Annotated in this window: 23 protein-coding genes; 15 read left to right on the plus strand and 8 right to left on the minus strand. The window is 59.9% G+C overall.

Translation table 11 applies throughout. The annotated features are described in order from the left end of the window. Positions 1–441: 441 nt before the first annotated feature. The 3 genes from LVD08_RS06455 (at position 442) to LVD08_RS06465 (ending at position 5,652) form a co-directional block, all read left to right on the plus strand. On the plus strand, positions 442–1,800 hold the full coding sequence (locus LVD08_RS06455; protein ID WP_027614579.1) for a TolC family outer membrane protein: 1,359 nt from the start codon (positions 442–444) through the stop codon (positions 1,798–1,800). 157 nt (positions 1,801–1,957) lie between these two features. Continuing rightward, a complete protein-coding gene (locus tag LVD08_RS06460) occupies positions 1,958–4,120 on the plus strand; it encodes a type I secretion system permease/ATPase (protein ID WP_247267749.1) in 2,163 nt (720 codons plus the stop codon). Between the two features lie 173 nt (positions 4,121–4,293). Then, on the plus strand, positions 4,294–5,652 hold the full coding sequence (locus tag LVD08_RS06465; RefSeq protein ID WP_139056004.1) for an HlyD family type I secretion periplasmic adaptor subunit: 1,359 nt from the start codon (positions 4,294–4,296) through the stop codon (positions 5,650–5,652). A gap of 120 nt (positions 5,653–5,772) precedes the next feature. Here the strand turns inward: LVD08_RS06465 and LVD08_RS06470 are convergent, their stop codons facing one another. Then, positions 5,773–6,369 (minus strand): tRNA-uridine aminocarboxypropyltransferase, encoded by a 597-nt coding sequence (locus LVD08_RS06470; RefSeq protein WP_247267750.1) that lies wholly within the window; start codon positions 6,367–6,369, stop codon positions 5,773–5,775. Between the two features lie 5 nt (positions 6,370–6,374). Next, a complete protein-coding gene (locus LVD08_RS06475; protein ID WP_007956593.1) occupies positions 6,375–7,268 on the minus strand; it encodes a LysR family transcriptional regulator in 894 nt (297 codons plus the stop codon). Positions 7,269–7,608: 340 nt separating this feature from the next. Between LVD08_RS06475 and speB the strand changes: the two genes are divergently transcribed. The 6 genes from speB to LVD08_RS06505 all read left to right on the plus strand — a co-directional run bounded on the left by speB (position 7,609) and on the right by LVD08_RS06505 (position 13,185). Next, positions 7,609–8,559: an agmatinase gene (gene speB, locus LVD08_RS06480; protein WP_003222717.1), complete on the plus strand. Its 951-nt coding sequence runs from the start codon at positions 7,609–7,611 to the stop codon at positions 8,557–8,559. A 10-nt stretch (positions 8,560–8,569) separates the two neighbouring features. Continuing rightward, positions 8,570–8,992 carry a YybH family protein gene (locus LVD08_RS06485; RefSeq protein ID WP_247267751.1) on the plus strand — a complete coding sequence of 141 codons (423 nt, stop codon included), beginning with the start codon at positions 8,570–8,572 and terminating at the stop codon, positions 8,990–8,992. A 56-nt stretch (positions 8,993–9,048) separates the two neighbouring features. Continuing rightward, positions 9,049–10,551, plus strand: coding sequence for a purine-cytosine permease family protein (locus LVD08_RS06490; protein ID WP_247267752.1), 1,503 nt, complete (start codon positions 9,049–9,051; stop codon positions 10,549–10,551). A 153-nt stretch (positions 10,552–10,704) separates the two neighbouring features. After that, a complete protein-coding gene (locus LVD08_RS06495; protein WP_247267753.1) occupies positions 10,705–12,084 on the plus strand; it encodes a sodium:solute symporter in 1,380 nt (459 codons plus the stop codon). A gap of 84 nt (positions 12,085–12,168) precedes the next feature. Next, positions 12,169–12,894, plus strand: a complete 726-nt coding sequence (locus LVD08_RS06500; protein WP_247267754.1) for an MBL fold metallo-hydrolase — start codon at positions 12,169–12,171, stop codon at positions 12,892–12,894. Positions 12,895–12,936: 42 nt separating this feature from the next. Beyond that, positions 12,937–13,185, plus strand: coding sequence for an acyl carrier protein (locus tag LVD08_RS06505; RefSeq protein WP_247267755.1), 249 nt, complete (start codon positions 12,937–12,939; stop codon positions 13,183–13,185). Positions 13,186–13,387: 202 nt separating this feature from the next. On the opposite strand, the gene LVD08_RS28035 is transcribed toward LVD08_RS06505, so the two are convergent. After that, on the minus strand, positions 13,388–13,516 hold the full coding sequence (locus tag LVD08_RS28035; protein WP_003184145.1) for a PA1414 family protein: 129 nt from the start codon (positions 13,514–13,516) through the stop codon (positions 13,388–13,390). A gap of 142 nt (positions 13,517–13,658) precedes the next feature. Continuing rightward, the gene (ptrR, locus tag LVD08_RS06510) at positions 13,659–14,552 is read right to left on the minus strand and encodes a putrescine utilization regulator PtrR (RefSeq protein ID WP_047598231.1); all 894 of its coding nucleotides are present in this window, start codon (positions 14,550–14,552) and stop codon (positions 13,659–13,661) included. A 104-nt stretch (positions 14,553–14,656) separates the two neighbouring features. Between ptrR and LVD08_RS06515 the strand changes: the two genes are divergently transcribed. Further along, positions 14,657–15,838: an MFS transporter gene (locus LVD08_RS06515; protein WP_247267756.1), complete on the plus strand. Its 1,182-nt coding sequence runs from the start codon at positions 14,657–14,659 to the stop codon at positions 15,836–15,838. On the opposite strand, the gene LVD08_RS06520 is transcribed toward LVD08_RS06515, so the two are convergent. From LVD08_RS06520 to LVD08_RS06530, 3 genes are all read right to left on the minus strand, one after another. After that, positions 15,783–16,715 (minus strand): DMT family transporter, encoded by a 933-nt coding sequence (locus LVD08_RS06520; RefSeq protein WP_247267757.1) that lies wholly within the window; start codon positions 16,713–16,715, stop codon positions 15,783–15,785. The genes LVD08_RS06515 and LVD08_RS06520 overlap by 56 nt on opposite strands. 256 nt (positions 16,716–16,971) lie before the next feature. Continuing rightward, positions 16,972–17,361, minus strand: a complete 390-nt coding sequence (locus tag LVD08_RS06525) for a DUF2177 family protein (protein WP_247267758.1) — start codon at positions 17,359–17,361, stop codon at positions 16,972–16,974. A 45-nt stretch (positions 17,362–17,406) separates the two neighbouring features. Then, positions 17,407–18,243 (minus strand): CvfB family protein, encoded by an 837-nt coding sequence (locus LVD08_RS06530; protein WP_247267759.1) that lies wholly within the window; start codon positions 18,241–18,243, stop codon positions 17,407–17,409. A 349-nt stretch (positions 18,244–18,592) separates the two neighbouring features. On the opposite strand from LVD08_RS06530, the gene LVD08_RS06535 reads away from it, so the two are divergent. The 3 genes from LVD08_RS06535 to LVD08_RS06545 all read left to right on the plus strand — a co-directional run bounded on the left by LVD08_RS06535 (position 18,593) and on the right by LVD08_RS06545 (position 20,647). Continuing rightward, complete coding sequence (locus tag LVD08_RS06535) at positions 18,593–18,781, plus strand: hypothetical protein (RefSeq protein WP_016985943.1); 189 nt, start codon at positions 18,593–18,595, stop codon at positions 18,779–18,781. Between the two features lie 205 nt (positions 18,782–18,986). After that, complete coding sequence (locus tag LVD08_RS06540; protein WP_247267760.1) at positions 18,987–19,706, plus strand: TorF family putative porin; 720 nt, start codon at positions 18,987–18,989, stop codon at positions 19,704–19,706. A 71-nt stretch (positions 19,707–19,777) separates the two neighbouring features. Further along, positions 19,778–20,647 (plus strand): DUF6279 family lipoprotein, encoded by an 870-nt coding sequence (locus tag LVD08_RS06545; RefSeq protein ID WP_247267761.1) that lies wholly within the window; start codon positions 19,778–19,780, stop codon positions 20,645–20,647. 113 nt (positions 20,648–20,760) lie between these two features. Here LVD08_RS06545 and LVD08_RS06550 read toward each other — a convergent pair whose 3' ends face one another. Continuing rightward, the gene (locus tag LVD08_RS06550) at positions 20,761–21,153 is read right to left on the minus strand and encodes a transcriptional regulator (protein ID WP_096797478.1); all 393 of its coding nucleotides are present in this window, start codon (positions 21,151–21,153) and stop codon (positions 20,761–20,763) included. Positions 21,154–21,328: 175 nt separating this feature from the next. On the opposite strand from LVD08_RS06550, the gene LVD08_RS06555 reads away from it, so the two are divergent. Together LVD08_RS06555 and LVD08_RS06560 are read left to right on the plus strand one after the other, a co-directional pair. After that, the gene (locus tag LVD08_RS06555; RefSeq protein WP_247267762.1) at positions 21,329–22,063 is read left to right on the plus strand and encodes a DUF899 domain-containing protein; all 735 of its coding nucleotides are present in this window, start codon (positions 21,329–21,331) and stop codon (positions 22,061–22,063) included. A 106-nt stretch (positions 22,064–22,169) separates the two neighbouring features. Next, complete coding sequence (locus LVD08_RS06560) at positions 22,170–22,445, plus strand: hypothetical protein (RefSeq protein ID WP_247267763.1); 276 nt, start codon at positions 22,170–22,172, stop codon at positions 22,443–22,445. Positions 22,446–22,658: the final 213 nt, after the last annotated feature.

A 22,658-nucleotide genomic window follows, 5' to 3' on the forward strand; every position in this document is an offset into this window, starting at 1 on the left:
ACAGTTCGTTTCGCAGGTTGCGCAAACGAGGAAACTTCAGTGCTTTCAAGCACTTCAGAATCCTGATCAATGCAGCGAACCCACTAACGCTACGTAACGGTGGTGAATCACCCGAGTGACAAAAATCTGTCGCTCATCTGCCGCTACGCGTCCCTCCCCTTCAGCAGTACTTCGCCGTATGTCGCAAAGTGAATGGAACTTTCCTCAAGCCTTTTTGTGCTCCCTAAAGCGCATGAAACAAAGGCTTTCGATCTGAACAATGTGCTGGTTTTCGCCAAGCGCATAAGTTTTTTTCGGCATAAGCCTTATGAAAATTTTTTCTTAGCTACGCTTCAGGATGTTCTTAGCTCTGTTGTTACAAGAGTGAAACGCTTACACCTCAAATTATCGTCAAATATTTGGCGACAGTAACGCACCATCAGGACCAGGGAGATGCACCCCATGCGCGTTTTAACCCCCCTCTGCAGCGCGGTTTTGCTGGCCATGGCTTGCACTTCCCAAGCCCAGGCCATGAATCTGACCGAAGCGATTCAAAGCACCATCGCCACTCACCCGGATCTCGCCTCGCGCGTGGACGCCAAACTGTCCGCCGATGAACAGGTGAAAGTGGCCAAGGGTGGCTTCTATCCGTCCGTCGATTTGAATGCCGCCTACGGGCGCGGCTACAGCGACAACACCAATACCCGGGCTTTCGGTAATCACCACACCGAAATCCTCAATTACACCCAGTCGGAACTGCGCCTGCGGCAGATGATCTTCGACGGCTTCAACACCGCCAACGAGGTCGAGCGCACCAAGGGCGTTTCCAACTCGCGCGCCTATTACGCGCAAGGCACCGCTCAGGATCTGGCGTTGCGTACCATCGAGGTCTACCTCGAAGTGCTCAAGCGCCGTGAACTGGTGACCCTGGCCCGGAACAACCTGCAAGCGCACTTGCGCGTCAACGATCAGATCGGCCTGCGCACCCAGCGCGGCATCGGCAGCACCGCCGACTCCGATCAGTCGGTCGCCCGTAAGGCGCTGGCGCAGAACAACCTCGACACCGCCGAAGTCGATCTGGCCGACGCCGAATCGAACTTCTACGCTGTGGTCGGGCGCATGCCCGATGAACTGGAAGCGCCACCGTCGACCCGCGGCGAGGTTCCTGCCAGCCTGCCGGAAGCCCAGCAGAGCATGGTCGAGAACAACCCGTATCTGAAATCCGCGCAGGCGGACGTGCAGTCGGCCGAGAGCCAGTATGAAGTCGCCAAGTCGCCGTTCTACCCACGTTTCGATGCCGAGGCCGCAGTGGGTGCGAACAACAACGTGCAAGGTGATGAAGGCCACGACAACGAATGGCGCGTCGGCGTGATCATGAATTACAACCTGTTCCGTGGCGGCAGCGACAAGGCTCGTCTGGCCTCCGATGCGCACCAGATCAATCAGGCGATGGACATCCGCAACAACGCCTTGCGTCAGTTGAACGAGAACATTCACCTGGCCTGGAACGCCATGGTCAACGCGAACAAACAGACCCCGACCGCCCGCGAATACGCCGAGACCACCAAGCGTGTGCGCGCGGCGTATCAGGATCAGTTCGGCCTCGGCCAACGCACCCTGCTCGACTTGCTCGACAGTGAAAACGAGCTCTACAACGCCAACCGTCGCTACACCGAAATTCGCTACACCGAGGAATATTCGATGTACCGCGTGCTGGCGAACATGGGCCAGTTGCTGAGCAAGCAACGGGTGGTGCTGCCGGCGGATGCCATTGCGGCGACCGAAGTCAAAAACGAAGCACGCCTGCCTGAGCTGAAGTAAGTCCCACGACCCTTTGTGGCGAGGGAGCTTGCTCCCGCTGGGTTGCGCAGTGACCCCAAAGATTTGAGCAGCAATGAGTTCCATGGGGCTGCTGCGCAGCCATCGGGGATAAATCCCCTCGCCACAGGTTGGACCAGTCATTACAGGGGCGATCAATATGACCAGCATGGCCGAAGGCGGACACTCCGGGATTGATCCGCGGCTGAGCTTCGATGACCCGTTACTCGACGGTCTGCTGATCCTCTGCAAACTCCACGGCGCGACGGTCAGTCGTGCCAGCCTGAGTGCCGGGCTGCCCCTGAACAAGCAACGTCTGAGCCTGGATCTGCTGCCCCGTGCAGCGGCGCGGGCCGGTTTGCAGGCGCGCTTGCTGCGCCGCGAACTGAAGGATATTTCTGCGCTGAATCTGCCGATCCTGTTGCTGCTCAAGGATGGGCGCACCGCCGTCCTGCGGCGTTTTGCCGATGACGGCAAGGCGCTGATCCTGCCCAGCGAAGCCGATGGCGGCGAGCAATGGGTCGAGCGCGAAGAACTCGCCGAACACTACAGCGGCCAGGCGTTGTTCGCCCGTCCACGCCACGAACTTGAAGACTTGCGTTCACCGCTGGTGCCGCGGGTCCATGCCTGGTTTCGCGACACCCTGAAGCTGTCGAAATGGCTGTACAGCGACGCGATCCTCGCCAGTTTCCTGATCAACCTGCTGGGCCTGATGGTGCCGCTGTTCGTCATGCAGACCTACGACCGCGTGGTGCCGAATCAGGCCACGTCGACCCTGTGGGTGTTGGCGATCGGCCTGCTGATCGGCACCGGTTTCGAACTGGTGCTGCGGGTGGTGCGCGCGCACCTGCTGGACACCGCCGGGAAGAAAACCGATGTGATCCTTTCCGCGACTTTATTTGAGCGCATCACCGGTATGGCGATGAAGGCGCGGCCGGCAACCATCGGCGGTTTCGCCCAGAGCATTCATGACTTTCAGGGCCTGCGCGAATTCCTCACCGCCGTGACCCTGACCAGCCTGATCGACCTGCCCTTTGTGGTGTTGATGCTGGTGGTGATCGGCCTGCTTGGCGGCTGGCTGGTGGTGATTCCGCTGCTGGCGTTTCCAATCACGATCATGTTTGCCCTGGCGATCCAAGTGCGCCTGCGTGACACCGTGCAGAAAAGCCTGAGCCTCGGTGCCGAACGACAGGCGCTGCTGATCGAAACCCTCGGCGGCCTGGAAACTCTCAAGGCCTGCAGCGCCGAAAGCGAGCGCCAGCACAAATGGGAAAGCACCCACGGCGCCCTCACCCGCCTCGACAGCCATGCGCGCAATCTTTCGGCGCTGGCGACCAACGGCACACTGTTCATCCAGCAGTTCTCGGGGATGGCGACGATTGTCGCCGGGGTCTACAGCATCATCGCCGGCAACCTCAGCGTCGGTGCGCTGGTGGCCAGCTACATGCTCGGCAGCCGCGTACTCGCGCCGCTGGGGCAGATCGCCGGGCTGATCACCCGCTACCAGCAAGCGCAACTGACCATGAAAAGCACCGATGCGCTGATGGGCCTGCCGCAGGAGCGCGACGGCAAGCAGCGGCCCCTGGAACGCACGCAGCTGCAAGGTGCGCTGGACGTCAGCGGCGTGACCTTTCACTACAACGGCCAGAACGCGCCGGCGCTGAGCAACGTCAGCTTCAGCATGAAACCCGGCGAGCGGATCGGCATCATCGGCCGTAGCGGCTCGGGCAAGAGCACCCTGGCGCGACTGGTGATGGGCTTCTATGAACCTGAGGAAGGCCAGTTGCTGCTCGACGGTCTCGACCTGCGGCAACTGGATGTCGCCGACCTGCGCCAGCAGATCGGTTATGTCGCGCACGACCTGCCGCTGCTGGCCGGCAGCCTGCGCGACAACCTGACCCTCGGCGCCCGCTACATCAGCGATTCACGCATGCTCGAAGTTGCCGAGCTGACCGGCGTCACTGAACTGGCCCGCCAGCATCCGCAAGGGTTCGACCGGCCAGTGGGCGAACGCGGGCAACTGCTTTCCGGTGGTCAACGCCAGGCCGTATTGCTGGCCCGGGCGTTGCTGCTCGACCCGCCGATCATGCTGCTCGACGAACCCACCAGCGCCATGGACAACAGCAGCGAAGACCTGCTGCGCCAGAAGCTCCACGGTTGGGTGCAAGGCAAGACCCTGCTGCTGGTCACCCACCGCACCTCGATGCTGAGTCTGGTGGACCGGTTGCTGGTACTGGACAACGGCCGGGTTGTCGCCGACGGCCCGAAAGAAGCGGTCATCGATGCACTGCGCAAGGGCCGCGTCGGCTCGGCGGCGGTTTAGTCGATGCAACACAAACCTGTGGTCACCTGCTGTCTGTGGCGAGGGAGCTTGCTCCCGCTGGGTTGCGAAGCAGCCCCAAAGATCTTGTGGGCGCTGCGCACCCAAGCGGGAGCAAGCTCCCTCGCCACAAGGAATGTTTTGACCTGTTTCTCTTGAGTGAGGGGTATCGCCGCATGTCAGCTTCATCTTCGAAAGAGCGCGGCTACTTCGACAGTTTCGGCAAAAGCGCCGAGGCCGAGTTCATGCCGGAAACCGCCGGCGCTTCGTTGCAGGATTCGCCGCGCTGGTCGCGGATCACCGTGTGGCTGGCGGCAGCGCTGTTGATCAGTGCGCTGGTCTGGGCCAAGTTCGCCGTGCTGGAAGAAGTGACCATGGGCGAAGGCAAGGCGATTCCTTCGAGCAAGGTCCAGGTCATCCAGAACCTGGAAGGCGGGATCGTCACCGAGATCTTTGTCCGTGAAGGACAAATGGTGAACAAGGGCGACAAGCTGCTGCGACTGGATGACACACGCTTCCTCTCGAACAAGGGTGAGAGCGAGGCCGATCGATACGCCCTGACCGCGCAAGTCGAACGCCTTTCCGCCGAAGCCGAGGGCCGTCCGTTCAAACTGTCTGACGAGGTGATCGCCAAGGCGCCACAGGTCGCCGAAGACGAGCGCGCGCTGTACGACCAGCGCCAACGGCGTCTGGCCAGCGAACAACGCACCCTCACCGAACAGCTGCGGCAGAAGACTCAGGAGCTGGCGGAATTCCGCTCCAAGCAAGGCCAGTACAGCTCCAGCCTGGCGCTGCTGCAGCAAGAGATGAACATGTCGGCGCCACTGGTCGGCACCGGTGCGGTGTCACCGGTGGAGATCCTGCGACTCAAGCGCAGCGCGGTGGAAATTCGCGGCTCGCTGAACGCGACGACCCTCGCCATCCCAAGGGCGGAATCGGCAATCAACGAGATCAAGAGCAAGATCGACGAATCGGAACAGACCTTCCGCTCCGACGCCGCCAAGGACCTCAATCAGAAGCGAACCGACCTGTCGAAAATCACCGCGTCGAGCATCGCCATCGACGACCGGGTCAGCCGTACCACCGTGACTTCGCCGGTGCACGGAGTGATCAAGCAACTCAAGGTCAACACCATCGGCGGCGTGGTGCAGCCGGGCAGCGACATGGTGGAAATCGTGCCGCTGGAGGACAACCTGCTGATCGAAGCCAAGGTCCGTCCGCAAGACGTCGCGTTCCTCCATCCGGGCCAGAAAGCCATGGTCAAGTTCAGTGCCTATGACTACACGATCTACGGCGGGCTGAGCGCAAAACTGGAACTGATCGGCGCCGACACCATCACCGATGACAAGGGCAACAGCTTCTACCTGATTCAGGTACGCACCGATAAAAACCATTTGGGCGGGGATGTGAAACCGCTGCTGATCATCCCGGGGATGGTGGCGACGGTGGACATTATTACCGGGGAGAAAAGTGTGCTGGATTATCTGCTTAAACCAGTGCTCAAAGCCCGGACCGAGGCGATGCGCGAGCGGTAGGTATTGTTGAGATTTGCGGTGATTGATCCGGCGCCTTCGCGAGCAAGCCCGCTCCCACATTTGGAATGCATTCCCCTGTGGGAGCGGGCTTGCTCACGAAGAGGCCAGCTTAGACGACGACTATCTGTCGCCATGATTACGCTGAAAAACCTCCTCCCCCATCGCCGCAATCTGCCCCTCGATCAGCGCCTCGAACGGCTTGAGCAACGGCGCAAACGTCGTCGGCGCTTCCAGAGTTTCCAGCGCATGCACAATCGCCTCAATGGTCGACAACGCCCCCGGCCCTGGTGGCTTGCGCAACCGGTAGCGCGACACCCCGTCCTGCGCCAGCGTCACCCGCGGCAACGCCGCCAACAACGGATTGAGATGAAGCATTTTGCGCGCCTTGCGCCAGGTGCCGTCCGGCACCACCAGCAACAACGGTTGATCGGATTCGCGGTAAGCCTGCATCGGCTGCGCATCGTCAGCGGGAAACAACAACCGCGCCTGATACCCCGGCCGGTTGAGCAGCGCGGGTAAATCCTCGAACACCTCACCGACAATCAACTCGGCATTGGTCAAACCCAGAGCTGCCAGTCGCGCGGTGTTGAGCGCGTGATTGACCTCGCTCGGATGCTGCAACAGCAACACCCGGGTGCGGCTGTCGAGGCTCGGGATCAGCGGGCACAGGCAGTGGGTTTGTGGGCGCAGGCAGCGCGGGCATTGGGGTCTGGACATGGTTCTTATGCCTGATTGAGCTGTGCTTTGAGCAAATCACGGAAGGTCTGGATCAGCGGCTCGCGGCTGCGGCCACGGCGCATGATCATCGAGAATGGCGCCTGATAACCGAAGGTCGCCGGCAGCAACACGCGCAAATCGCCCTTGTCGGCCCAGGCCTGGGCGTAGTGTTCTGGCAAGTAACCGATGTAGGCGCCGGAGAGCACCAGAATCAGCTGCGCCTCCATACTTTCCACAGTCGCCGCGCTGTGTTTGAAACCGTGGCGGGCCAGCTCTGCCTGGCTCCAGTAACCACGGCCGACCATGCGCTGCTGGGTGATGACCTGCTCAGGAATCCGCCGTTCGTTGAATAACGGATGGCGGCTGCTGCAATACAACCAGTGCTGCTCGCGGTACAGCGGCATGTACACCAGACCGCTCATGCGCGTGGAAAACGCACCGATGGCCAGATCGAGTCGATTGTCCTGCACGCCGAGTTGCAGTTCGTACGGGCTCATCACCGACAGATGCAAATGCACCGCCGGGTGTTCCTGACTGTAGGCGCCAATGGCCTCGGCGAACGGCAAGGCCTTGTCGCTGACGGTGGAGTCGATCACCCCGAGGTTGAGCGTGCCGCGCAGTTCGCCCTTGAGCGCCGCGGCGTATTGCTCGAAACCTTCGAGTTCGGCGAGCAGGCGCAGGGTTTCCTGATGGAACAGCTCGCCCTTGCTGGTCAGGCTGAACCCACCGCGCCCGCGATGGCACAGCACCAGACCGAGCGCCGCTTCGAGCTGGCTCATGTAAGTGCTGATCGCCGAGGTCGACAGGTTGAGTTCCTGCTGCGCATTGGCAAAGCCCTGATGCCGGACCACGCTGACGAAGATGCGCAATAGTTTCAGGTCGGGTAAAGCGTTGGCCATGTCTACTCCATCACAACAAGCATTCGGTGCGTCCGAAGAAACACAGTTCCTGTGGGAGCGGGCTTGCTCGCGAAGGCGTCGTATCAGTTGGCATCCATGTTCCGACCCCACCGCATCCGCGAGCAAGCCCGCTCCCACACAGGCGTCATGTTCACCCCGGCGAACAGCGACGAGTCTATCTCCAGCCTCAACATTAGTTTAGAAAAATCTGAACTAAGTTTTTGCCCGTAGCGATTCTTCCCCGCCACTACATTTCGCAGAATCGGCCCCACAGCGGCGTCCGAACCTGTGCTCAACGGTGCGCCGACATAAATAAAACAAAGACGATGAGGCCCTACCCGTGGACAAGATTCTTCACCAACCACTGGGCGGCAACGAAATGCCGCGCTTCGGCGGCATCGCCACCATGCTCCGACTCCCCCATGTACCGACCGCTGCCGGCCTGGACGCTGCCTTCGTTGGCGTGCCACTGGACATCGGTACTTCGTTGCGCCCCGGCACCCGCTTCGGGCCGCGCGACATCCGCACCGAATCGGTGATGATCCGCCCGTACAACATGGCCACCGGCGCCGCGCCGTTCGACTCGCTGTCGGTTGCCGACATCGGTGACGTGGCGATCAACACCTTCAACCTGCTCGACGCCGTGCGCATCATCGAAGAAGCCTACGACAACATCCTCGAGCACAACGTGATCCCGATGACCCTGGGTGGCGACCACACCATCACCCTGCCGATCCTGCGGGCGATTCACAAGAAGCACGGCAAGGTCGGTCTGGTGCACATCGACGCCCACGCTGACGTCAACGATCACATGTTCGGCGAGAAGATCGCCCACGGCACGACCTTCCGTCGTGCTGTCGAAGAAGGTCTGCTGGACTGCGACCGCGTCGTGCAAATTGGTCTGCGCGCGCAGGGCTATACCGCTGACGATTTCAACTGGAGCCGCGATCAGGGTTTCCGCGTGGTGCAGGCCGAAGAGTGCTGGCACAAGTCACTGGCCCCGCTGATGGCCGAAGTGCGCGAGAAAGTCGGTGGCGGCCCGGTGTACCTGAGCTTCGACATCGACGGCATCGATCCGGCCTGGGCGCCAGGCACCGGCACCCCGGAAATCGGTGGTCTGACGACCATTCAGGCGATTGAAATCGTTCGCGGCTGCCAGGGCCTCGACCTGATCGGCTGCGATCTGGTAGAAGTCTCGCCGGCCTACGACACCACCGGCAACACCTCGCTGCTGGCCGCCAACCTGCTGTACGAAATGCTCTGCGTACTGCCAGGCGTGGTCCACCGCTGAGGGTTCGGCCATGAACGAACGTGATCAGGTGTCGCAAGCGGCTGCCGATCTGGTGTCCGCCTTCGCTCGTAACGATCGCGAGGCTTATTTCGGCGCGTTCAGCGCCGATGCAAGTTTCGTGTTTTACACCCTCGAACAGCCGCTGCTGTCGCGCGATGCCTACCAGGCCTTGTGGGACAGCTGGCGCGCCGAGGATGGCTTTGAAGTGCTGTCGTGCACTTCGAGCAACGCCTTCGTCAGCCTGCAAGGTGACGTGGCGGTGTTTATCCATGACGTGGCCACCGAGCTGCGCATGCAAGGGGAGCAACATTTCAGCCAGGAGCGCGAGACGATTGTTTTCAAGAAACAAGCGTCGAGCCTAGAACAACAAGGCCATTGGCTGGCCTGCCACGAACATTTGTCCGCAATGCCGGAAGGGCTGCCATCCCCTTAGCCAAACAGGTGACGCCTCACACACGATGAGGCGCGCCTTTATGATCGGAGCAGATCATGAATAACAACAACAACGACCAAAGCCTTACGCAAATTGAAACCCACGGGGTCGAACAGATCCCGGATCACGAACGCACCGCAGGCCCGACGGACTTGTTCCGGATGATCTTCGGTGGTTCCAATACCTTTGCCACCGCCGTGCTCGGCAGTTTCCCGGTGCTGTTCGGTCTGTCGTTTCAGGCCGGTGTCTGGGCGATTGTGCTGGGCGTGCTGCTGGGTTCGCTAATCCTTGCGCCCATGGGCCTGTTCGGCCCGATCAATGGCACCAACAACGCCGTGTCGTCAGGTGCGCACTTCGGCGTGCACGGGCGGATCGTCGGTTCGTTCCTGTCGCTGTTGACCGCCATCGCGTTTTTCTCGCTCTCGGTGTGGAGTTCGGGGGATGCGTTGATCGGTGGGGCGAAACGCCTGATCGGTCTGCCGGAAACCGACTTGACCCTGGGCCTGGCCTACGGCTTGTTCGCGATTCTGGTGCTGACCGTGTGCATCTACGGCTTCCGCTTTCTGCTGTGGGTGAACAAGATCGCGGTATGGAGCGCCAGCCTGTTGTTCCTGCTGGGCATCTTCGCCTTCGCCGGTCCTTTCGACGTCAACTACGCCGGTACGGTGAGCCTCGGTCAGCCGGGCTTCTGGGCCGCGTTCATCGGCGCCGCGCTGGTAGCCATGAGCAACCCGATTTCCTTCGGTGCGTTCCTCGGCGACTGGTCGCGCTACATCCCGCGTGACACCTCCAAGCAGCGGATCATGGCCGCTGTGGTGCTGTCGCAGATCGCCACGTTCATCCCGTTCCTGTTCGGCCTGAGCACCGCGACCATCGTCGCGATCAAGGCGCCGGACTACATCGCGGCGAACAACTATGTGGGCGGCCTGCTGGCGGTATCGCCGAGCTGGTTCTTCCTGCCGGTGTGCCTGATTGCGGTGATAGGCGGCATGTCCACCGGCACCACCTCGCTGTATGGCACCGGGCTGGACATGTCCAGCGTGTTCCCACGGGTGCTGTCGCGGGTCAAGGCAACGTTGCTGATCGGCGTGCTGTCGATTGCCTTCATCTTCATCGGGCGCTTCGCGGCGAACCTGGTGCAAAGCGTGTCGACCTTCGCCGTGCTGATCATCACCTGCACCACCCCTTGGATGGTGATCATGATCATCGGCCTGCTGGTGCGTCGCGGCTTCTACTGCCCGGACGACCTGCAAGTGTTCACTCGCGGTGAGCAAGGCGGACGCTACTGGTTCAATCACGGCTGGAACTGGCGTGGTCTGGGCGCATGGATCCCGAGCGCGGCGGTCGGCCTGTGCTTCGTCAACCTGCCGGGACAATTCGTCGGCCCGCTGGGTGAGCTGGCCGGCGGCATCGACATCAGCCTGCCGGTGACTCTGGGCCTGGCCTCGGTGGTGTACCTGACGCTGCTGAGCCTGTTCCCGGAACCGCGGGAGGTGTTCGGGCCCACGGATGCACGCCGCAAAGCCGCAGAAACACCTGAACTGCGCCAGGCCGTCTGACGCAAATCCCCTGTGGGAGCGGGCTTGCTCGCGGAGACGGCGGCACAACCCACACAAATGGGACTGGCCCCAAGCATTCGCCGGCAAGCCCGCTCCCCCCAGGGCAAAGCGGAATCAGCCCCACATAAAAAAGACAATCGGAGACACGCCATCATGGCTTTGGATTTATTCGTCGTCCTCATCTACGCCGCCGGCATGCTGTTGCTCGGCTACTACGGCATGCGCAAGGCCAAGACCAACGAGGACTTTCTGGTCGCCGGGCGTAACCTGGGCCCAAGCCTGTACATGGGCACCATGGCCGCGACCGTGTTGGGTGGCGCGTCCACCGTCGGCACCGTGCGCCTGGGTTACGTGCATGGCATCTCCGGTTTCTGGCTGTGTGCGGCGCTGGGTTGCGGCATCGTCGCGCTGAACCTGTTCCTCGCCAAGCCGCTGCTGAAACTGAAGATCTACACCGTTACCCAGGTTCTGGAAAAACGCTATAACCCGATGGCCCGCTCGGCGAGCGCGGCGATCATGCTGGCGTACGCGCTGATGATCGGCGTGACCTCGATCCTGGCGATCGGCACCGTGCTGCAAGTGCTGTTCGGCCTGCCGTTCTGGATCTCGGTATTGCTCGGCGGTGGCGTGGTGGTGATCTACTCGGCGATCGGCGGCATGTGGTCGCTGACCCTGACCGACATCGTCCAGTTCATCATCAAGACCGTAGGTCTGATGTTCATCCTGTTGCCGATCTGCCTGTACCGCGTCGGCGGCTGGGACGAACTGGTGCTGAAACTGCCGGCAGCGGCGTTCAACTTCACCACCATCGGCTGGGACACGATCATCACCTACTTCATGATCTACTTCTTCGGCATCCTGATCGGTCAGGACATCTGGCAACGGGTGTTCACCGTCAAGACCGCCAAAGTCGCCCAGTACGCCGGCAGCATCGCCGGTATCTACTGCATCCTCTACGGTCTGGCCTGCGCGCTGATCGGCATGGCCGCTCACGTGCTGATCCCGGATCTGGACAACGTCAACAACGCCTTCGCCGCCATCGTCAAACTGTCGCTGCCGGACGGCATCCGTGGCCTGGTGATCGCTGCGGCTCTGGCGGCGATGATGTCCACCGCCAGCGCCGGCCTCCTGGCTGCTGCCACCACGCTGACTGAAGACCTGCTGCCGAAACTGCGCGGCGGCAAACAGTCGAGCCTGGCAATCAACCGCCTGTTCACCTTGCTGACTGGTGTTGCGGTACTGGGCATCGCGCTGGTGGTGAATGACGTGATCAGCGCCCTGACCCTGGCCTACAACCTGCTGGTGGGCGGCATGCTGATCCCGCTGATCGGTGCGATCTTCTGGAAGCGCGCGACCACTGCCGGCGCCATCGCCAGCATGGGCCTGGGTTTTGCCACCGCGCTGTTGTTCATGTTCAAGGACGGCCTGGATGCGAACACGCCGATCTACTACAGCCTGGCTGTGGGTCTGATCAGCTTTGTGGTGGTCAGCCTGGTCTCCCCTCGCCCGGCGACGGTGGCGAGTGCGATCTAAGCTTTGATGTAACGACTTGATGCTTTCTTCGACGGGTGTGGCGTCGGTTGCCACACCCGTTTTTTTCGTCTGGAAAAAGTGAATATGAAGATCGTTTCGCGCGATCAGTGGTTCGAAGTTCAGCACTTGAGCGATGGCATTCGGCTGATCCATGAGCCGTATATCCGCCCGTTCTACCGCTGCAATTTGTGGCACGTGCAGGGGCGCGACAAAGACTTGTTGCTCGACAGCGGCTCGGGGCTGGTCAGCCTGCGCGAGCAGTTACCGTGGATTACCGAGCGGCCATTGGTGGCGGTGGCCAGTCATTGCCACTTCGACCATATCGCCGGGCATCACGAATTTGCCGAACGCCTGGTGCATCGCGCCGAGGCCGACATTCTCGCCGCGCCGGATGGAGAAAATGACCTGAGCCGGGCCTTCGTTGGCGACGACATGTTCGAGGCGCACCCGGACTGCCCGCTGTGCTACGCCGAATACCGGGTCAAGGCAGCGCCGGCCACTGGGTTTGTCGAGGATGGCGATGTGCTGGATCTGGGCAATCGCACCTTGCAGGTGCTGCACACGCCGGGGCATTCACCGGGCGGGATCAGCCTGTATGAAGCGGCGACCGAAACGTTGTTCAGCGGCGACATCATTTACGACGGGCCGTTGATCGAGGACGCCTACCACTCCAATCTGCAGGATTACGCGGCCAGTCTGCGGCGTTTGCATGCGCTACCGATCCGCACCGTGCATGGCGGACATTTCGGCAGTTTTTCCGGCGGGCATTTGCGTTCGATGATTGACGAATGGTTGCGTCGACACGCTTGAGGCCTGCTGTAATCAGTCAAAACAACAACGAAATCATCTGCCATGAGAAGAGCTGCCGTGCGTGCTGCCGTGCACCGATACATTCAGCGCCTGCTGGATTCCCGCGAATTCAACGACGACACCAGCCTGGTGCAACTCGGGCTGGAGAAGGCGGATATCGAAGATCTGATCTTTCATCTGGAAGATGAATTCGGACTGACGGCGTTTACTGCCGAAGAGGATCACATGCTCAAGACCGCGAAGACTACGAAGGACCTGAGTCGATTTCTGCTAGAGATTGGAAGGCATTGAGAGGGTTTGCCAAATACAACCATCAGGGTGATCTGAAACCCTGTGGCGAGGGAGCTTGCTCCCGCTGGGCTGCGAAGCAGCCCCAAAACCATTCAGCCCGGTTATGTCAGACGGACCTTGTTCAGTGACCTTACGACTGCTGCGCAGCCGAGCGGGAGCAAGCTCCCTCGCCACAACAAGCGTCACTCACATGGAGCCGTACTTACCGCCGGCGAGGCTGACGCCGGCGCTGTTCGTCATCGGTGCGGATCGGTACGGGTTGCAGAGGCGGTTCGATCAAGCCGAGGGCAACACCCAAATCGTGCAGCCAGTTCTGAATTTTCTCTTTCATCGTCATGCCCCCTTCAGGGTAGTGCTGAGCGGCCGGAATTCTGAGGCCGCTTCGCACTGATAATAGTCCGAAGTCCTACGCAATGCTCGGCCAAATCCGCAATGATCTGTTACTGAATTGAACAGAATTACGATTGGTTGGTTCACGCCGTCTGCCGGGATTCATTGGCGGCCACGGGATAGAGCGCTTGCTGCTGTTCAATCCAGGCATTGAGGTTGGCCCCGACCATACCCTTGCGCCACATGAGCCATGTTGTCGCACTGGCAAACGGTTCGGCCAACGGGTGCACTGCAACGCTCTCGCGCCCCGGCAGACTGGCGAGCATCGACTCCGACATCAATGCCACACCGCTGCCGGCAATCACGCAGGCAAGCATGCCCTGATACGACTCGATCTCCATCGCCCGTCCCATCGCCGCCTGATAGTGAACGAACCACGCCTCCAGCCGCGCGCGGTAGGCGCAACCATGACGAAAGGTGAACACCGCCCTGCCCTCGACCTCCTTGGCGCTGCGGATCGGCGGATGGTCAGCTTCGCTGATCAGCACCAGACGCTCGTCGCACAGCGGCACGCCGTCGATCCCCGCCAATTGTGGCGGGCCGTCCACCAACGCCGCATCGAGACGCCCGGAGACCAGACCTTCGAGCAACTCGCCGCTGGGCCCGGACTGCACTTGCAGATTCACCGCCGGGTATTGCTTGTGATAGCGCGCCAGCAACGCCGGCAAATGGATCGCCGCGGTGCTGTACAGCGTGCCGAGGACAAAATCCCCGGCCGGCTGCCCGCCCATCACCGCTGCACTGGCCTGATCGCGCAGGGCGAACAGTTTGCCGGTGTAGTCCAGCAGGACTTTTCCCGCAGGCGACAACTGCAAACGCTGACGCTCACGGACGAAAAGTTCGACGCCCAATTGCTCTTCCAGTTGCTTGAGTCGGGTCGACAGGTTGGACGGCACTCGGTGCAGGCGTTCTGCTGCGCGGGTGATCGAACCTTCCTCGGCGACTGCCTGAAAGATCCGCAACTGGCTGAACTCCACGACCTTTCTCCATAACAGAACAAGTTACTCACTATTATTCAATTTTAAAGAAAGTCAATCGCTTCTAGCCTGACGGTCATTGCTCCTTCAAAGGAATCCCGACCATGTCGCCACTGATTCGCTTATCTGCCTGTTTCGTCGCCCTGATGATGGCCATGGGCATCGGGCGTTTCGCCCTCACCCCGCAATTGCCGCACTTGCTCAGCGAAGGCCAGGTCGACCTGACGGCCGCCGGTCTGATTGCTGCGGCCAATTACCTCGGCTACCTGCTGGGCGCGGTGGACGCGATGTTCGCCCACCGTCCGCAGCAAGTGCAGCGCCGGTTGCATGGCGGTTTGTGGCTGTGTGTGCTGCTGACCTTGGCATCGTTCTGGGCCAACGGCTTCTGGGCGCATTTGCTGCTGCGCTTTGGCACCGGCGTGGCGAGTGCCTGGGTGCTGGTGATGATCACCGCACTGAGTCAACCACTGGCAGCGGCGGCAGGCCGGCCACGGCTGGGGGCACTGGTATTTGCCGGTCCCGGACTGGGAATTTTTCTGACCGGGTTACTGGCACTGTTCTCACATCTGCTGAATCAGACCTCTGCCACCTTGTGGCTGATCTATGCCGCCGTGGCGCTGGTGATATTGCTGGGGATCGTGCGGATCCTGCCGCAACCGGGCCTGCACACACCGGTCGCCACCCTCAACGTCAACCATTCGAATCGCGGTATCCCGCGACTGGCGGCGGTGTATGCGTTATATGGCGTGGGTTACATCATTCCGGCCACGTTTCTCTCGCAAATGGCCAACGCGCAATTTCACGGGCAATGGCAGGCCGACCTGTTCTGGCCGTGTTTCGGACTCGGCGCAGCGATTGGCGTGCTATTGGTGAGCCTGCGTCGCCACGATCCGAACACCACACGGCACTGGCTGACCGCCACGCTGTGGTTGCAGGCGCTCGGGGTCTTCGCCTGTCTGTTGGGCAGTGGTTATGGCCTGGCGCTGGGGGTGGTGTTGTGCGGCATGCCGTTCCTGGCCTGCATGCAACTGGTGATGCAACGTTCGCGAGAACTGGCGCCGCACACAACTCAGCGCAACGCCGGGCTACTGACCGCATGCTTTGCCGTCGGCCAGCTCAGCGGCCCGTTGCTGGCGGCGCTGAGCAGCCATTTCAGCGGTGGTCTGCAACCGGCGCTGATCATTGCCGGCAGCGGTCTGCTGATTGCCGGCGGGCTTGCGCTGCAATCGGTCAGCGTTGGCCGAGGGCTTTGCGCAAACGCCGACGCACCCACTGTTCAGCGCTGACAAAGGTGATGCCGAGCAACACCAGCACCGCGCCGATGACGAAGTTCACGCTCAATTCCTCACCGAGCAGCACCACGCCGAACGTGACGCCGAACAACGGCGTCATGAACGAAAACACCGCAAGGTTAGCCGCCAGATAGCGGCGCAGCAGCCAGAACCAGGTCAGGTAACTGAAGAACGACACCACCAGGCCCTGGAACAGTACGCTGGCCACCGCCACGCTGGTCAGGCTGACGTGGCTGATCTGGCCACTGAACAGCGCGATCAACAGCAGGCCGACGAAGCCGACGATCAGTTGATAGAACAGAGTCAACGTCACCGGTGCTTCCGACAGACGCGAGGCGCGCACCACCACGGTGGTCGCGCCCCAGCAGGCGCCGGCAATGACCCCGAACGCATCGCCCAACAGCATGCGCCGGTCGAGGTTGCCCCACGACACGCCGCCGGCGAAGGCGATGGCGATACCGACGAACGCGAGCAGAATCCCCAGCCATTGCAAAGGTCGCAGGCGTTCACTCGCCAGCAGGAAATGCACGCCGAGTGCGGTGAAAATCGGCGCGGTGTAGAGGAACACCGACATGTGCGCGGCGGTGGTCAGTTGCAGACCTTCGGCGATGAAGAAGAACTCCAGACCGAACAATGCACCGGCCAGCAGTCCCCCACGCCAGGTGTTGCCCACCTGATCCCAACCGCCCTTCCAGCACAACAACAGGCCTACCAGCAGCGCAGAAATCCCCGAGCGCCCGGCCGCCTGCATCACCGGCGCGATGTCGGGCGCGGCCCACTTGATCATCACTTGCTGCACGCCCCAGATCAGACAGAGGCCGATCATTACCTGCAAGGCAAACCCGTCGGCATTGCGCCGCTCGACACTCACCGCAACACCTCGAACACACACAACATGGCAGCCGTCCAATGGTCAAAAATCTGTGTCGGGGATTATCAATCAGTCGGACAGAAAAAGCCGTCTGGAAAAGACATTTTGTGCTTCAGTGGCGTCAGGGGTGAATGGTTGTCGGCTGCGCCGCCATTCGCGAGCAAGCCCGCTCCCACAGGATGATCGCATTCCCCCTGTGGGAGCGGGCTTGCTCGCGAAGGCGTCGCTCCAGACAACAAAGATTACGGGGCTGACTTCAAAATCGCTTTGCCACCAAAAAGCCGACCGTACACGCCACAGCCGTAGCAAACGTCCCCCACGCCCAATCCAGCAAACTCACCTGCACCGACCACCCGCGCAATGTCGCCCAATTGGTCAGGTCATACGTGCCATACGCCACCAGCCCCAGCAGCGCGCCCATCTTTGCCGCACGTTGCCAGCTCTGTGCCGGCAAGACCACAAACAGCACACAGCCAAAAACATACAGGCAATAAAAAACCGCTGCCGGAACCAGCAGCGGTTTTTCGAGCATCAGCGAACCGAGCAGTTCGCGGTAGGTTGGCGCCATCAATACGCCGAGCCAGATACCGTCGAGCAACAGAAACGCCAGCAGAGTGGCGATATAAGCAAGCAACGGCTTTTTCATTTACCCAACCTCAAGTGACCCCATGCAACATGGGCCCCGGAAGGCTCAGGTTAGTTCAATGCGATCGGCATGAATGACGATCTTGCCTTCCTTGTACAGCGAACCGATGGCCTTCTTGAAGTTGCCCTTGCTGACACCGAACAGACTGCTGATCAACGCCGGATCGCTCTTGTCGCTGACGCCCAGCGTGCCATTGTTTTCACGCAACTTGGCGAGGATCTTCGAGCTCAGGCTGCTGGCCGCTTCCTGACCCACCGGTTGCAGGCTGAGGCTGATCTTGCCGTCGGCGCGCACTTCCTTGATGAAGCCCTTCTCGCGCATGCCGGAACGCATGAACTTGAAGATTTCATTCTTGTGGATCAAGCCCCAGTGCTTGTTGTTGATGATCGCCTTGAAGCCCATGTCGGTGGCTTCGGCCACCAGCAGATCAACTTCCTGACCGGCGCTGTAGTTGGCCGGGGTCTTGTCGAGATAGCGATCCAGACGTGCGGTGGCGGTGATGCGGCGCGTGTGTTTATCGAGGTAGACGTGCACCACGCAGTACTCACCAGCGGTCATCTGCCGCTTTTCTTCGGAATACGGCAGCAACAGATCTTTGGGCAGGCCCCAATCGAGGAACACACCGATGCTGTTGATCTCAACAACTTTCAGGCTGGCAAATTCGCCGACCTGAACTTTTGGTTTTTCAGTGGTAGCGATAAGTTTGTCATCGCTGTCCAGATAAATAAAAACGTTGAGCCAGTCTTCATCTTCGCTGGGAATATCTTTAGGGATATAACGGTTGGGCAAAAGAATTTCGCCGTCGGCACCGCCGTCCAGATATAAACCGAAGTTAGTGTGTTTAACCACTTGCAAACTGTTGTAACGCCCGACTAAAGCCATTTTCCAAAACCCTCATTGCGTGGGCGGCATTCTACCCGGTTTTGCCGGTCTCGTTCGCTGGGCAAGCAGCCTGCCGTAGAAAATCTGCGGAAGCCTTGATTTTCCTTGGTTTGCGCAGGCGGCTTGCCATTCGTCAGGCCAGCGCGAAGCCTGCTGTGCCGTTTCACGGCGGACATTTGCGCCAATGAAGAATAAATGTTGTTATTTAAAACAGTGGCTTAGGGGGATATTTCGGACAATTAATCGAGAATAATCCACCCACGCGCTCAGTTATTCCCGGGGATATTTATCAAGCAATTGTCAAGTTATTCCTGTACGATGCCTGGCCGAGTTACTTTTCTACAGGTTAATGGCCGCCATGCGTGTAAAAGCATCCACCAGCAAAGCAAAGCCAGCTCCAGCCGTTGAAACCAGCGAATCGATCAACGATCAGATCGCAGCGTTCCTCAAGTCCGGCGGCGAAATCCAGCAAATTGCCAAAGGCGTCAGCGGCCAGACGTTCGGTCCGTCCAAGCAGATCAGCCTGGGCAAGAAGTAACACCCGGTAATACACCCGTCCAGAGGCGCTTTGAGCTTCGAAGCGCCTGGACTGGCACCCGCGTTACACCTCCTTCTGTGTAATCAAATCCTTTGATAATCGACGAACGGCCATCATTGCCGAGCATTCGCCGGTATCCTTGCACGCGTCTGGATCAAGCGTTTCAGCAGGCCAAGCCCTGCCCTCGCTGTTCATGGAGTGACGCATGCTCAAATCAACTTTCTGTTTATTGTTTGTGGGCCTTATGGCCTGCTCATCGGCGCACGCGCAAATTTTCCAGCGCGAGCTCGGCGACTTCGACCTCAAACTCGGCACCACGCCCAGCCGCAGCATGGCTCAGGGACTGGTCAAGCCGTCAGCCGTCGGCTCGTTTCACGGCGGCCTCGATCTGAGCCACGACAGCGGTTTGTATGTCGGCCAGTATGCACCGAGCATGGGCCTGACCCCGGGCAAGAATCTGGAAATCGACTCCTACGTCGGTTTCAAACAACCTTTCGATCAGACCCTCGGCTACGAAGTCGGGATGATCCATTACAGCTATCCCAAAGTAGACACCCTCGACAGCCAGGAGCTGTTCGGCGGCCTGACCCTGCTCGGCAGCCGCTTCGGCGTCGCCGTGAGCAATGACCCGGACAAACAGAACAACACGCTGTTCGCCGACCTCGGCGGCAATCAGCCGTTCGGCATCGGGATCAGCATGAAATACACCACCCACCAACTGAACACGCCGGTGTCGGTGGACGGTGGTTATGTCAGCAGTTTTACCGACTGGTCGGTGAAATTTTCCCGGCCGTTCATGGGCGTCGATCTCGATCTGATCTACAGCAATTCCAACCTCAGCGGCAGCGAATGCTCGGCGTACTCGGGGCACAACAGTCAGTGTGACGGGCTGGTGACGCTCAAGGCCGAGCGCGCATTCTATTGATCGGCTGAACTGCCGGGAGCTTCCTGCGTTCACATGAGAATCAGACGTCAGGCTCTCGCAAGGATTCGCTCATGTCTCGCTGGTTCAAACACCTCGCCACCCTGCTGATCTTCACCCTCGCCCTCGGCGCTTGCAGCCGTGTCGGCCTGGCCTATCGAAACCTCGACGTGATCATTCCATGGACGCTTGGCGACTATCTGGACATGACCAGCGAGCAAAAAGACTGGTTCAACGATCGCCTCAAGGAGCACCTGAACTGGCACTGCACCACGCAATTGCCGGGCTACCTCGACTGGCTGGATCGCTTGCAGGCAATGGTCGAAAGCAATCAGGTGACCGACGCTGCGCTGCAAGCACGAACCGAGGAAGCGAAAAAAGCCATTGCCGAAACTGCACGGCAGATCACACCGTCGGCCATCGAGCTGCTGCAAGGGCTGGACGACAAGCAAGTCGCCGAGATGAACGACGCGTTCGCCAAGGATCTGCGCAAACGGGAAAAGGAATACGTCAAACCGCCACTGGCGCAGCAGATCGCCGAGCGCGGCGCGCGCATGGACAAACGCCTGACCGATTGGCTTGGCCCGTTGAGCGCCACTCAGGAACAACGGGTGATGGCCTGGTCGACCGCGCTGGGTGATCAGAACACTCAATGGATCGCCAACCGCGCGCACTGGCAGCAGCAGTTCAGTAACGCCGTTGCCCAGCGTAAAAGTGCCGAATTCCCACAACGAATCGAGACACTTCTGGTCAACCGCGAGCGTTTATGGACAGCGGATTACCAGAAGGCCTACGCCAACACCGAAGCACAGGCGCGCTCGCTGGCAGTGGATTTGATGGCCGAAAGTACGCCGCAGCAGCGTCAGCGGTTGCTCAAGAAAATCGAAGGGGTGCGTAAAGATTTCAACGACCTCGAATGCCTCAAGGCCGCACAAAAACCTTAAGGCTATGCAAAAAACAAAGTGGGAGCGGGCTTGCTCGCGAATGCGGTGTATCAGACACGTAAAGGGTGAATGACACGCCGCATTCGCGAGCAAGCCCGCTCCCACAAAGGCTGTCAGGCAATCTGCGCTTTGGAAGCCACCTCATCAAACGTCGCTTCATCCAGCGCATCTTCCTGCTCGTCCAACACCTGCCGCGGATGATCATTGCCGGGAATGCTGCTGTCGATCAGGCTCAGCAGGCTTGATCCGCGTGGCGTCAGAATGAAATTGCTGCCGGTACTGCCCATATGATCCGGGCGCGGTTCGATAAATCCACGATCGAGCAACAAGCCTTCATATTCGCAGGCCACCGTTTTCAGGTGATCCAGATTCTCGATCGGCTCGCCTGCACTGGCTTTCTGCGCCGCATAGTCCTCGGCATATTTTCGCGGCGCGAAACTTTCGCCTGCGCTGTTCTGCACTTCATGCAGCAAGCGTTCAATCAAATCCCAGTTATAAGTCGTCATCCTGATTCAACCTCCGGTGCGCGTGATTTGGGGCGCTGTCATAGGTTGTGACCCGGACGCATCGCAGCCGTTCAGCGGCATTTTCCGCGGCGACCGACCGGCGGTCTGTCGAATTGATCGAGGGTTAAACGACTAGTCTGACAAAGACGGTTTCAACCCCGCAGGAGAAATCATCATGAACGTCGAGAATCATCCAGTGGTATCGCGCGAAGAATGGCTCGCTGCGCGCAAACAACATCTGGCCGAAGAAAAGGCCTTCACCAAGGAACGCGACCGCCTCAGCGCCAAGCGCCGCGCGTTGCCCTGGGTCAAAGTCGACAAGGACTATCAATTTCAAGGCCCAAACGGCGAACTGAAACTGGCCGACCTGTTCGGCAAGCACAGCCAGTTGATCGTTTACCATTTCATGTTCGCCAAGGACTGGGAGGAAGGCTGTCAGGGCTGCTCGTTCCTGTCCGACCACATCGACGGCGCCAATCTGCACCTGGCCCACCACGACATCGCCATGGTCGCGGTCTCCCACGCCCCGTTTGAACAGTTCCAGGCCTTCAAGCAGCGCATGGGTTGGAAATTCGACTGGGTGTCGTCAGACGGTTCCGATTTCAACTACGACTTTGGTGTTTGCGCCAGAACCGAGGACGCCGAAGCCGGAAAGGCTACCTACAACTACGAAAAGACTGACAGCGCCGAGGAAGAAATGCCGGGGCTGAGTGTGTTTTATCGCAATGAATCCGGGGAGATTTTCCATACCTATTCAACTTATGCCCGTGGGCTGGATATGTTAGTAGGGGCCTACAACTATCTCGACCTCACGCCCAAGGGCCGCAATGAGGACGAGATCATGGAATGGGTACGACACCACGACCGATATGAGAGAGAAACAAAATCCAGTTGCTGTCATGGCAGTTGATAAACCTGTGGGGGCAAGCCTTGCTGGCAGCCACAACTCTGAACTTTTTATGTCATCCAGCTCTCCACCGGTTAACCCGCCTTAACCGGAACGGAGGCCTGCCCCCATGAAAACCCTGCTCAAGCTCACCCTCGCCGCCGCCCTCGCCTGCGCCCTGCCCGTCTGGGCCTGCACGCCGGAAGAGGCCACCGCCAAACGTGAACAACTGGCCAAGGAAGTGGCCAAGCTCACCGAACAGAATCCGGCCAAGGCCAAGGAAATCAATGCCGAGTTGCAGAAGATGGACCTGGGCACGGCCAGCGCCGATCTGCCGGACAAGTGCCAGTTGATTGATCAGCGCTTGAAGGAACTGGACTCGGCTGAGAAAAAAGCCGACAGCTAAAAGCAAGATCAAAAGATCGCAGCCTGCGGCAGCTCCTACACCAGACCCTGTAGGAGCTGCCGAAGGCTGCGATCTTTTGATCTTAAAAATGCATTTGTGCATTTATTTTATTGCATAAATGCATATCCGGACTAAGGTTACATCGAGCAAGGAAATCGGCACCGTTCATCGCAGATGAAAACCGTTAACCACCGATCGCTCGGCAATACCGCA

The sequence above is a fragment of the Pseudomonas sp. YL2 genome, from assembly GCF_023063025.1.
In the GTDB taxonomy this organism is placed as follows: domain Bacteria; phylum Pseudomonadota; class Gammaproteobacteria; order Pseudomonadales; family Pseudomonadaceae; genus Aquipseudomonas; species Aquipseudomonas putida_A.